Annotated in this window: 8 protein-coding genes and 1 tRNA gene; 3 read left to right on the forward strand and 6 right to left on the reverse strand. The window is 32.6% G+C overall.

The window, feature by feature from the left end; translation table 11 throughout:
• Nucleotides 1-53 precede the first annotated feature (53 nt).
• Nucleotides 54-452 (reverse strand): VOC family protein, encoded by a 399-nt coding sequence (locus EIG86_RS13755; protein WP_127846757.1) that lies wholly within the window; start codon nt 450-452, stop codon nt 54-56.
• A 177-nt stretch (nt 453-629) separates the two neighbouring features.
• A tRNA-Leu gene (locus EIG86_RS13760) sits at nt 630-711 on the reverse strand.
• A 322-nt stretch (nt 712-1,033) separates the two neighbouring features.
• On the opposite strand from EIG86_RS13760, the gene EIG86_RS13765 reads away from it, so the two are divergent.
• Complete coding sequence (locus EIG86_RS13765) at nt 1,034-2,425, forward strand: dipeptidase (protein WP_127846769.1); 1,392 nt, start codon at nt 1,034-1,036, stop codon at nt 2,423-2,425.
• 96 nt (nt 2,426-2,521) lie between these two features.
• Nucleotides 2,522-3,634 (forward strand): NAD(P)/FAD-dependent oxidoreductase, encoded by a 1,113-nt coding sequence (locus EIG86_RS13770; RefSeq protein WP_127846758.1) that lies wholly within the window; start codon nt 2,522-2,524, stop codon nt 3,632-3,634.
• Nucleotides 3,635-3,837: 203 nt separating this feature from the next.
• Here EIG86_RS13770 and EIG86_RS13775 read toward each other — a convergent pair whose 3' ends face one another.
• The 4 genes from EIG86_RS13775 to EIG86_RS13790 all read right to left on the reverse strand — a co-directional run bounded on the left by EIG86_RS13775 (nt 3,838) and on the right by EIG86_RS13790 (nt 12,085).
• Nucleotides 3,838-4,851, reverse strand: a complete 1,014-nt coding sequence (locus tag EIG86_RS13775; protein WP_127846759.1) for a response regulator — start codon at nt 4,849-4,851, stop codon at nt 3,838-3,840.
• Between the two features lie 4 nt (nt 4,852-4,855).
• Nucleotides 4,856-5,296: a response regulator gene (locus EIG86_RS13780; RefSeq protein WP_127846760.1), complete on the reverse strand. Its 441-nt coding sequence runs from the start codon at nt 5,294-5,296 to the stop codon at nt 4,856-4,858.
• A 5-nt stretch (nt 5,297-5,301) separates the two neighbouring features.
• Complete coding sequence (locus tag EIG86_RS13785) at nt 5,302-10,941, reverse strand: PAS domain S-box protein (protein ID WP_127846761.1); 5,640 nt, start codon at nt 10,939-10,941, stop codon at nt 5,302-5,304.
• Between the two features lie 688 nt (nt 10,942-11,629).
• Complete coding sequence (locus tag EIG86_RS13790) at nt 11,630-12,085, reverse strand: DUF2267 domain-containing protein (protein ID WP_127846762.1); 456 nt, start codon at nt 12,083-12,085, stop codon at nt 11,630-11,632.
• Between the two features lie 631 nt (nt 12,086-12,716).
• Here EIG86_RS13790 and EIG86_RS13795 point away from each other — a divergent pair.
• Nucleotides 12,717-13,217: a flavin reductase family protein gene (locus EIG86_RS13795; protein WP_127846763.1), complete on the forward strand. Its 501-nt coding sequence runs from the start codon at nt 12,717-12,719 to the stop codon at nt 13,215-13,217.
• The last annotated feature ends 185 nt before the right edge of the window (nt 13,218-13,402 follow it).

Raw genomic sequence — 13,402 nt, forward strand, 5'->3', positions numbered from 1 at the left:
AAACAAACATCTCTGAATAGAAGTGGTTGTTTATATTAAAAATTTATAATCAATTATTTAGAATTTACCATCCATTCGATTCCAAATTGATCGGTAATTCTACCGTAGTATGCTCCCCAATTTGTTTTTTGAAAATTGGTATGGACTTTACCACCTTTAGATAATTCATCAAATAAAGTTTTTGCTTTTTGATCATCGTCCAGGTCAATACTCATTTGAATATTCGTCCCATTTGTAATGGGCGTATCTGGCGAGGCATCGTATCCCATGATGTGAAATCCATCGCCTTTGAGCTCGGCGTGTTGAAGTTTATGTTTGTAATCTTCTGGGATGTCATTTTCTTGACCTTCATAAGTTTGTGTATTGATGATTTCACCACCAAATAATGATTTATAAAAACTGAAAGCCTCTTGACATTGACCTCTAAATGATAAGTATGATTGAATTCTCATGATTAATTTATTTTAAGTTCGATTTTAAAATAAATTTTTTAAATCAATTTTATTTTAAAAAAAAGCTAAAGTTTGGGGGGTGACTCTTTATCAAGAACCTGTTTGAAACCATCTGAAATGATTTCTAAAAATTATGAATAAAAAAAGCCTTTCAATTAAGAAAGGCTTTTTTAAAAGTGCGGGCGGAGAGACTCGAACTCTCACACCTCGCGGCACTAGATCCTAAGTCTAGCGTGTCTACCAATTCCACCACGCCCGCATCTTGATTTAAATTATTTCGAATTCATTTTTTTGATTTCAAAATAAAATCGCAAATCGTTTTTTTGCGAGTGCAAATATAATTAATATTCGTTACTTTCAAATATCTATTCAAAAAAATATGAGAAAATATCAAGATTAAGGAAACAACAATTATTTAAGAGCTAAAAATAATGTTTCTTTGAAATTACGTGTTGAATCTTCTTAGATCAAAAAAATAATTCTAGCTATGAGACTCCTAATTTGGTTTTAAAATCTAAAAATTTAAGCTGAAATTTTAAATCAAATTTTTATCTTGTAAATTCTCAAAAAATCAAAATATGATGTCACCTAAAGATTATATCGACAAAAACAAAAAACGCTTTATAGATGAACTCATCGAATTGTTGAAAATGCCTTCAGTAAGTGCTGACCCGAGTTTTAAAAAAGACGTACTTAACACAGCAGACGCGGTTAAAGACAGTTTAAAAAACGCTGGTTGCGATTTGGTTGAAATTTGCGAAACCCCTGGCTACCCGATTGTTTACGGTGAAAAAATCATCGACAGTAAACTTCCAACCGTCCTTATTTATGGACATTATGATGTCCAACCTCCCGATCCTATTGATTTATGGGACAATCCACCATTTGAACCAGTCATCAAAACAACTGAGGTGCATCCAGACGGTGCTATTTTTGCGCGTGGCGCTTGCGACGACAAAGGCCAAATGTACATGCACGTAAAAGCGATGGAATACATGACGGCTAATAATGACTTGCCTTGTAATGTGAAATTTATGATTGAAGGAGAAGAAGAAGTTGGCAGCGTTAGTTTAGAGTGGTTTTTGGAGCGTAATCAAGAACGACTGGCTAACGATGTAATTTTGATTTCAGACACAGGCATGATCAGTAAAGACACTCCTTCCATCACCACCGGATTACGTGGTCTCAGCTATGTGGAAGTGGAAGTTACTGGGCCAAATAGAGATTTACATTCTGGCTTATACGGTGGCGCAGTCGCCAATCCAATCAATATTTTATCCAAAATGATTGCAGATTTGCACGATGAAAATAATCATATCACCATTCCTGGATTTTACGACAAAGTTGAAGAATTAAGCACGAAGGAACGCGAGAAAATGGGAGAAGCTCCATTCGATTTAGAAGACTACAAATCCCATATCGACATTCCTGAAATTCATGGTGAACATGGATTTACGACTAACGAACGCGGCTCCATTCGTCCGACTTTGGATGTAAATGGCATTTGGGGTGGCTACATTGGAGAAGGTGCTAAAACCGTTATACCTAGTAAAGCTTTTGCTAAAATTTCTATGCGTTTAGTGCCGAACCAAGATTGGCGAGAAATCACTGAACTCTTCAAAAAACATTTTGAAAATATTGCGCCAAGCAGCGTTAGTGTAAAAGTAAAACCTCATCACGGAGGTCAAGCTTACGTCACACCAATAGACAGCACCGCTTATAAAGCTGCCGATTTAGCTTTCAAAGAAACTTTTGGCAAACCTGCTATTCCACAACGTAGTGGCGGGAGCATTCCGATTGTTTCATTATTTGAAAAATATATGAAAAGCAAAACTGTTCTGATGGGCTTTGGGCTAAATTCTGATGCAATTCACTCACCAAATGAACATTTTGGAATTTGGAATTACCTGAAAGGCATAGAAACCATTCCATATTTCTACAAACACTTTACTAAATTGAAAATGAATTCATAATAGAATTTAAAACTGCAATTCATAGCTAAACTTATTCAACTATTTAGATAAATCACAGCACTCAATCAAACAATTGAATCTTTTAAAATCGATGACATGCATTTATCATATTGGGAGCAAAAAAGCTGGTTTTCTAACATTGACTTTTGCATTATTGGCAGTGGCATAGTAGGTTTGAACTGCGCTTTACAATTGCGAAAAAAGCATCCTAAATCAAAAATATTAGTTTTAGAAAAAGGAATATTACCACAGGGAGCCAGTACTAAAAATGCTGGCTTTGCTTGTTTTGGAAGTGTGAGCGAATTAGCGGCAGATTTAAAAGAACATTCTTCTGAAGAAGTCTTTGATTTAGTGCAAAAACGACACAAAGGTTTACTGCTTTTAAGACAAAACTTAGGCGATTCTGCCATCGATTATAAATCCTATGGCGGTTATGAGGTGTTTTTAGAAAACGACAAAGCTTTGTTTGAGCAATGTCAGTCTAGTTATACTGACATCAACCAATTACTTTCTCCAATCTTTAAATCTGACCCGTTTCATTTGCAATCGAATAAGTTCAATTTTAAAAATAGTTTGCCACAAGTAATATTCAATGCTTTTGAAGGTCAAATTGATACCGGAAAAATGATGTTAGCATTGCTGCAAAAAGTTCAGCGTGAAGGTGTTTTAGTCTTAAATTCGGTTCAAGTTCTGGACTTTTCATCAGATGCTAAATCAGTTAAAATTAAATTATCTGATTTTGAATTCACAGCACAGAATCTAATGATTGCAACCAATGCTTTTGCGGGGCAACTTTTGAATGTGGAAGTCACGCCGGCTAGAAACCAAGTGTTAATTACCAAGCCAATCAAAGATTTAGCTCTAAAAGGAACATTTCATCTAAATGAAGGCTATTATTATTTCAGAAATATTCACAACCGCTTGTTGCTTGGTGGTGGTCGTCATTTGAATCCAAAAGGTGAAACCACATCAGATTTTGGTTTAACCTCAGATATTCAAACAGCTTTAGAGAATTTACTACATCGGGTTATTTTACCAAATCAAAACCTCGAAATCGAACAGCGCTGGAGCGGAATTTTAGGTGTCGGTTCTCAAAAAAAGCCTATTGTCAAACCTGTTGATAATCGTGTATTTTGTGCCGTTCGACTTGGTGGTATGGGCGTTGCTATTGGCAGCCAGATAGGAAAAGATTTAGCAGATTTGGTATAGCCTATTTCAATGTTCCATTTTAAAATTGATGTTGAACAAACTAAAGTTCAAACTACATTGATTACTGACTTTAATTCTTGCTTCTTAATACATTTAGTTTTGAAGTAAAAAAAGTGTCTTTACCTGTTTTTGAAAAATGCGTAAAATAAAAATCATCCGGTATTGAAAATGTTTAAATATTTATTTGGTCGTTGAATGTGTTTTTATTCACTTCTAAAACGATTAGTTTCACTAACAATCTCCCTAACAACATTATCCATTTCGACGGTTGACAGTTTTAACTGTTTCAGCAAAAAAGAGATTTCATCTGTGTTTTGTAGTTGCTCCTCTTCTATTAAGTTTATAATTGCCAAAATTCGGGCAATTGGCGCACGCACAACATGAGATTGAGTCCAAGCAATTTCCTTCAATTTTTTATTTTGAATTTCAATTGTACCAATGTGATTCAAAGTTTCTGAAATATCGTTTGATTGCACGATTAGTCTTTTTCCTGAAACAGTTTCTATTTCCTTAAAATAGATATCTACATTAATTTTTTTGCCATCAGCTAAAAAATGTGTGAAGTGATTTTTGGAGGTTTCAACTTCTTTGGAGGATAATTTCAGTTTTACAAGTTGTACTTCTTCGTCTGGATGTAATTGTAGAAATGACATTTTTTGAAAAAGATCTAAATTAAACCCATAATTCATTTGTGCTGAGATATTTGCATTCAATATTTGCAATGATTCAGCTTCTAGTAACCAAGTTGGCTGTGGATTGAAATTGAAAAGGTTTTCATAGTTATTTTTTTCCTCTTCAATTTGGTTGATGAAATCACTTCTATTTAGAGCAAAAATTATGGTTTTGTATAAAATCTCTGGATTAATTTCATCTTTAATTAGATAATCATGAATCCCAGTTTGAAGACTTTTTTTGGCCAAATCTAAGTCAGAATATCCGGTGAGTATAACAATTGGAATCTGAAAATTGTAGGATAAAAACTTATTAATCAAATCCATCCCTTTTAAATCGGGCAAATGTAAATCTAATAAAATTAGTGAAACTTTTTGATCAGGGTTTTGAAGGTAATCATAAGAATTTTCAAAATTAGTGAAATGTACAATATCAATATTCTTAAATTTTTCTAGCAAATGGTCCTCAATCAAGATGAAATCACCTTGATTATCTTCAATTATAAGAATTGATAGGTTTTGTGAATATTGTCTTATACTCTTCATTTACCTAATTTGAAATTGTTGACAATTGTAACCAAAACTCTTCAATTTTCATTATCGCTTCTAGAAAATCATTAATATTAAGTGGTTTTCTAACATAACTATTGCAATGATTCTCATATGCTTTATTTACATCTTTTTTATTGGAAGATGTTGTCAGCATAATCACTGGAATTTTTTTGAGTTTTGAATCAGACTTGATCTGCTCTAAAACTTCATGTCCATTATAGATTGGAATGTTGATATCTAAAAGTATAAGGTCGGGTTTTTTCTCATTTGCAAAAGTTCCCTTTTTGAAAAGGAAATCTAAAGCTTCTTGTCCATTTCTAACAACGCTCATTTTCACTTTTACTTTACACTCTTCAAAAGCCTCTTTTGTAAGCAAAATATCTCCTTCATTATCTTCCACTAAAAGTATGTGTGAAAGTTTTAAATTTTCGTTATTCATGATACTCAGTTTTTAGAAATTGTAAAATAAAAAATTGATCCTTCACCTTTTACGGACTTTAACCAAATCTCACCACCTAAAAATTTAATGTGTCTTTTTGCTATAGAAAGACCTACACCCGTCCCATAATATTGGTCGTTATTATGAAGTCTTTGGAAAATAATAAATATTTTCTCAAAAAATTTTGAATCTATTCCCAAACCATTGTCTTTTATATAAAATTTCCATTCATTTTTATTTTCTACAGCCTTAACCTTTACTATTGGCGGAGTATCCTCTTTTGAATATTTTATTGCATTATCTAATAAGCAATGTAGAATTTGTGTTATAGCTGCTCGATAAGTTTTCAAAGTTGGCAAATCATTAGATTCAATAATTGCAGATTTTTCTGAAATGATTTTTCTTCTTAATTGTTTGAATTCAGACAAAATCTCATTGAGATTAACCACTTCTTTTCCATCTGTAGGTCTTGATGCTCTGGAATATTCCAAAAGATCAAGTATAATTTGTTTCATCCTTTTGGCACCGTCTGTTGTAAAATAAATATATTCATGCGCTTTCTCATCAAGTTGATCTTTGTATTTTCTTTGCAATAGCTCCATAAAGCTTGAAATCATTCGCAAAGGTTCCTGTAAATCGTGAGAGGCAATAAAAGCAAATTGCTCTAATTCTTCGTTAGAACGTTCCAATTCTTCAGTATACTGTTTTAGCAATTCTTTATTTATGATTTCTTGGGTAATGTCTGACGAAATCCCAATGATACCTGACAATACATTATGTTCATCATAAATAGGAGAATTGGTGACAAGAGCCGGGAATAGCGTTCCATCCTTTTTTTGAACTTTAAATTCTCCTGTCCATGACTCTCCTTTTTTCAGCAAGTTCATTATTTGCAGGGCTCCTTCTGCGTCTGTTTCTGGTGTGGTAAGCTGCATAATATTTTTTCCGAGTGCTTCTTCCTGTTTCCAGCCATAAATAGTTTCGGCGGCTTTGTTCCAGTAATTGACCACTCCATCCAGGTCTGTTGCTATAGCTGCCTGCCCTACCATGCTTAATAAATTAGCTTTAAACCTATTTTCTTCTTCTGCAATTTTTTGATCTGTTATATCGGTCATAGCGCCTATCATCCGTATAGCTTCTCCTTTATCATCCCTAATAATTACGCCTCTATCTGCTACATGTACGACTTTCCCCTTATCATTAAAAATCCTATAATTTGATGTCCATCTCATACATGTAGGATCCGAAATTGCCTCATCCAAACTTTTTTGTGTATCCGCTAAATCTTCTGAATGAAATTTATCCTTCCAAAAGTTTTTACGATCCAAATACTTTGAAACGTTCTTTCCAAAAAAGCGTTCAATTGCGGAAGATCGATAAAATGTCTGATTGGCTATATCCCAATCCCAAATTGCGTCATTGGTTGCTTCGGTTACTTTTTCAAAACGTTCATTGGCAAGCAGGATTTTTTGCTCTGCTTTTTTATGTTCAGTAATATCTAATACGATTGCTAAAAAATTTTCATTATTACCTTCTGATACAAGTTGCAAATGGACTTCTACAGGATAGATACTTTTATCTTTTCTTTGATGATTTGTGAAAAATATAATCTTCTCTTTTTCATTCTTTTTTAGCGGACTCACCAGTTGTTCGAAACTATTTAAGTTGAAATCTGGCTTAATTTCTAGAGGTGTTATTTTTTTAATTTCAGTTTCGGTATAGCCGAGATTTTTTAGCGCTCCTTTATTTGCATAGCTAAACCTAAATGTTTCCTTATCGAATGTATAAATTTCGTTTAGACTGTTCTCTAAGGTTACTTGAAAACTATTACGTTCTTGTTGTGTCTTTATCCTTTCAGTTATATCTTGGAAATATACCGAGAGACCTTTTGGAGTTGGATATATATTTTCCTGAAACCAACTATCTAAAGTTTCAAAATAGAACTCAAAGCTTACTGATTCTTTAGTTTCTTTAACGTGCTTTAAATTTTTTTCAAATTCTGTATCTAGTAAATTGGGATATTCTTCAAAGATATTCGCACCTATAATTTCTACAGGGTCTATTTGCAAAAGTTCGGCACAGCTTTTATTCATATAGCTGAAGCAGAGATTGTCATCTAAAGCATAAAAATTATCTGAAATACTTTCCAGAATATTATTTTTCTCAAGCAATGAAAGATAAACAGATTCTTCGGCCTCCTTTCTGGAAGTAATATCAAAACGAATGGCTAAATATTGAACAGGTCTATTTTTTTTGTCTAAAAACGGAACGATTGTGGTGTCTACCCAATAATAAGATCCGTCTTTAGCTTTATTTTTTATCTCTCCACGCCATACACTTCCAGAAGAAATGGTTTGCCATAGATCTCTGAAAAATTCAAAAGAATGGTATTTAGAATTGATAAGCCTATGAGTTTGACCTACAAGTTCCTGCTTCTTGTATTTTGATATTTTACAGAAATTATCGTTTACAGAGGTGATCACTCCTTTTTCATCTGTGAAGGCAATAATAGTAGATTGGTCTAAAGCAAATCTATAGTCTTCTAAAGTTTTTAAGCTTTTTTCTAATTGAAGAGCAGCTATCTTTCGCTCTGTAATATCCTCACAAATAGCCACAGTTCTCACGGGTTTTCCTTTCTCGTCCCTGATAAATGCAAGGTGAACTCTGACCCAAACAATGATCCCGTCTTTTTTTATGTATCGTTTTTCATTCTTATATTCTTTTTCTCCAAGAGCCGCTTTTCTGAATAATTCCCAATCTTTTTTACGATCATCAGGGTGGGTAAGCTCTAAGAAGTTCATTTTGAGCATTTCTTCTTTAGAATAACCTGTTATGGTCTCATAATAAGAATTTACCAAAATCACACGCCCATTGGATGGGTCAACTTGGGCAATTCCTAATGTGGCAATCTCAAAAATTGTTCTGAATCTGGCTTCACTTAGTCGCAGTTCTATTTCAGCTTGTTTACGCTCGCTTATATCTTGAAAACTACCATAAACTCTTGCACATGAACCATCAACGAATTCTGCTTTTGCTGTAGTGCGCACCCATAGCTCCTTATTATCAGAAGTTTTAATTATAGCTTCAATTTCATAGGAACTTCCAGTTGCTATACACTCTTCAAATTTTGATAGCGCTAGTTGGCGATAATCCTCTCTGTAAAAGTTAATAGCAGCATCTACAGTTGGAATAAAAGTATTGGGGTCTGTTCCATACAATCTGTGTACTTCTTCCGACCAAAAGAGATTTTCAGTAACCAAATTGACCTCCCAACTTCCTATTTTTGCCAGTATACTTGTTTCTCTATTAAGCTCCTTAAGGTTTTTTTCTTCTGTTATATTTTTAGCTGTTGCGAATAAGAGTCCTTCTTCTTGAGAAAGGTTGAAGTACCAGCCTAACCAAATGACTTCACCTTTTTTAGTGATAAATCGACTTTCAAATTTAAAGGTATTTGCGTCTTTTTTTAAGCGCTTAATTTTATTATTGAAAACACCTTTTTCATTGGGATGGGTAAATTCGTCAATCAGATGGTAAAGTATGTCATCTTCTTTATAGCCGAGCAAATTGGAGCCAGCTTTATTTATCTTAAGAAATTTACCTTGAAAATCTAAAACACAAATAATATCAGGAATTGCATCAAACAAATGACTTAGGTCGTTTTCTAATTTTTTACGTTTTAATTGAGAGCCGATAAATCCCTCTAAATGTTGAAGAATATCAGTGTGTTTTTTTAAAATATCAGCGTCTTTTTTGACACCAATCTTTAGTACTCCTATAACTTCATTATTAAAAATTAGGGGGATACCAAGAATGGCATTTAAACCTATTTTTTTAGCAGCATTTTTTCTTACAAAGTCTGTTTGTTTTTCAATATTATCCCAAAGTAATTGTCTCTGTTCAGACCAAACTTTACCCACAAGACTTTCAGAAATTTTAAAGGTTTTAACGTCTTTACTAAGTTCATAAAATATTTCATCATTAGGATCTACTAAGTAATGACTGAGTAATTTAATATGACTTTTTTCAATATTGGTGACCCATAATTCAGCCCAATCAAAACTACCAAATTCACAAATCGATTTACACAATTCCTTTGTAGCATCTAAAAAATTATTATTTGAATTTAATTTCAGACTAATTTCAGCTATTAGTTCTTTTTCTAATTCTTTATTTTTTTGTTCAGTTACATCTCTTTCTATAGCGATAAAATGAGTGTATTCTCCTTTATTGTTAGCTACTGGGGTTAAATTGAAGTTGATCCAAATTTCCTCACCGCTTTTTTTATAGTTTATAATTGTTGTTTCGTAAGGTTTCCAACTTCGGATTGCTTGGCTAAGTTTTTCAAGTTCTTCTTTATTTGTGTTTGGACCTTGAAGAATTCGTGGCGTTTCACCAATAACTTCTTGGGCCTCATAGCCCGTCATTTTAGTAAAAGCATCGTTGACATAAATTATTTTAGGGCCAGGCCTGTCTAATGGTTTGGCTTCTGTAATTATAATCGCGTCTTTTGTGTTGGTAATGACACTTTCAAGTAATTTTAATTGATTTTTTTCCTTTACCTCTTCAGTTATGTCTTTAGAATTGAGAACAATACCATTTACAGCAGTATTATCTATCATATTGGTTAAAACGGTTTCAACCCACCGCCATTCTCCTTTGTGGTTTTTAGCACGGTAAGCCTCTAAAAAAACGCTGTCTTGGGTTAATATTTTTTTTAGGCTATTCATTGCTCGCTCAGTATCTTCAGGATGTAAAAATTCAAATGCATTCTCACCAATAAATTCTTCAGGAGGTATTCCTACAATAGAAGTACTAGAAGGACTCATGTACATATAATATCCTTCTTCATCAATGATGGCATAAAGATCAGATCCTTCTTGAACCAGAGCTTTGAAGCGTTGTTCACTCTGAATTAATAATCTTTCTTGCTCAATTTTATCCCTGCCATCTCTTGCTACGGAGTAAAAGCGTTTTGCTTGATCATCCCATCTGGATGACCAAATATTGTAAGCAATACCGCCATCCTTTTTTCTGAATCTATTGGTAAAGGACGTAATATCTTGCCCATTTCTTATGGAAGCATCTACTGAATCTGTAACATCAAAGTCTTCCTCAACAATCAGAGATCTGTATGGCGTCCCAATTAATTCTTCAGGCGTATAACCCCATTGCTTAGTTGCAGCTTTATTGACATAAATAAATTCACCTTGTTTGTTGAAAGTGCAAAAAACATCCAAAGATGCATCCATCATCTGACTTGCTTCGGATTTTTTCCTAACAATTCGAGTAATGTCTCTTGAAAGACAAGCTATTGCAAATATGTTGTTGTGGTCGTCTATTAAAGGTTCTAAAGTAATTTGAACGTGTACAGTTTCATCTGTTTTAGAATTAAAAAAATGTTCTTCTACTTCAAAAGATTCATCAGCAAAAGCTCTGTTATAGTAAGATTTCCATTTTGTGATTTCTACTTTGCTAAGTCCTTCAACAAACACAGACTCATTTAGTTTACTTTCAATTCCTGTCACTTCTAAAATTAAATCCAAATAGGCTTTATTAGCATCAATTAATTGGAAATCACGATTGATGACCCAAAAAAGATTTTTGCTTTGATCTAAGAAGATATTTTTAAGATGAGTTTGTTTCATTCAATCCTGAATTCTAGTCATGTAAACTTAATTAATTACCTATGAATCAACAAGAAAACAATCAAATATATTTGTATTGTATTAAATAATACCTACTAAAATAAGTTAAATTTTTGCATAAAATGAAATTTATTTCATCAGTTATGCTGTTCAATATATATGCAAACCATTGTTCATTTTGATTTAAAATAGAAAAAATGTACTTGCTAATACTGATAAAACTAATTTTTAAGATGTAAAAACCTTAAACATAATCAAAATAAAGGCAAATTAATAAAGAACTTTTGAAGAATTACAAAAGATATCAAACAGGAATTATAAACTAAACAAAAACCTCGTTCTAAAATATGTTGATAACAAATCTACACGTATCCTAAAAAAACAATGTACTTCTCAAGGTTCGACATGATGAGAAACTTCATGCAAATGAACTGAAAATGGAGTTTTTTAAAAATATGAATTTGAGCTAAGTATCATAAAATGATTAAAATACATTTAAAAAAATTAAGCAAAAATCAGAGGTTTACAAATAAATAATCCTCGATGCAGAGTCATCGAGGAATTTATCGGAAGAGAGTTTATTTTTGGTTTGATAAAAACCTTAGGTTTATAAGCTTTCTTCTAAACCACCGACGCACAGCATCGGCGGTAATTCTATCTAATATTATTTAAAATGCATAAAGGAGATTTACAAGGATTCTTTTAGCATCTTTTTCACCTCTAATGGCATTTGATCTTTAATGTGATCCAGTTGGTCTTCAGACATAAAACGCTTAAGTGAATTCATAGTAATTAAAACAAGTTCGTCAGTAGATTTTGACCAAGAGAACTCATCTTCACCATACATATTTTGATGCTTTTTGACCTGATTCTTCATTTCTTCAAGAGTTTGATAATCTAAAGGTGGCTTTTCTGAATATGACAAACCCTCCAAATAAACGCCCTTGAAAATCATAGGAAGAGGATTTGCTATCTGAAGCGATTCTCCAATATGTATACGATCTCTAATAGTATGCATGACCGCTCGCCAAAGTATCATTGTTCGGTCTTTTTCCTCTGGATGCCCCAGATCTTTTGCCAAGTCATTAATGTATGAATTAGCCTCCTTAGCGAATTTTTCGAAATTAATATTTGAATTTGCCATAGTTAAAATATTTATAGATTAAAATTAACAAACCGCTTATTATTAACGATTTACATTAATATACAAAAAATGATTGAATATTTATGTGACTTCAGAAAAATATTAATAAATCAGCAGAATTTTGACTTTTATTTAGAAATCACCTATTAATGAATACCGATTTTTATGAAACTTTTTCATAATCAGACAATAGAATTTCACGCTTTCGAGGAGATCTATTTAACTTAAAAACGAAAGATGCATTGCATAATATACTTTTCAAACATCATAAGCCATAAATAACTAAGTTGGTTCATTTTTCAACCACAACTTCAATAGCGTATTCTTTGTAGTTCATCTCAGGAAATAGATTTTTGATTTATGTATTTAAATTATTTTTGAAAACTTCCTGAATTTTATTGCTCTATGCTTTTCAAACCGCTAAAATCGAAATCATTATTCAATCTTGCCATTTCTTTAACAATCCGATTTATAAAATTCATGTATTTTTAAGCTAAATCAAATAAATTTGGGTAAGTATTTAAATTTTACACATTTATACTTCTTTTACGGGTATTTTCTAAAAACCCAAAATACAGATTAGATAATACCTGATAAAGCCCACTGAAATATTAATAAAAAAAATAAAATTATGAGCAAACTAACACAGAATTTTACTTACGGTTATTACATAGTTACAGCTTTGAAAAAGTCTGATAATCTCAAAACTCGTGAAAATGACTATATAGCAGCAGGAACAGTAAATTGGGTATCTCAAGTCTCTTTTGCGCCCGAGATTATTTCTGTCGCCGTTGGTCAAAAAAGTGATTTGAACGAGACTATTGACTATAGCGAACATTTCACGATCCACTTATTATCGAAAGACCACAAAGAATATGTTAGAAAATTCGGTACAAAATCTAATATTGAAGATGGTAAAATAAATGGTGTGCCTTTTAAAAAGCAAAACGATCAGGCTATTATTGAAGATACTATTGGATATTTGACTTGTAAGGTTGTTAAAAGTTTGAACATGGGCGACCACACTGTCTATTTTGGGGAAGTCGTCAATGAAGAAATCCATAAGGACAAGGAGGCCTTATGCACTATGCAACTGCCTTCAGAATACACAAAAGAGAAAGCAGAGGTTTAATCAATAGTTACAACAAAAGGAAACTGACAATATTTCTAATTATGATGAAATTAGTCAAACAAAACATTCAATGTCTCCGACATTGAATGTTTTGTTTTAAAAGTCATCCAGGATTAAATTCTTTGATCCAGAGTAGATCCACTCCTGCAAATAGAAATCCAAAACGCTAACGCATTTTTTGTCTT

Origin of the sequence: Psychroflexus aestuariivivens, from assembly GCF_004010055.1 — a bacterium.
GTDB lineage: Bacteria > Bacteroidota > Bacteroidia > Flavobacteriales > Flavobacteriaceae > Psychroflexus > Psychroflexus aestuariivivens.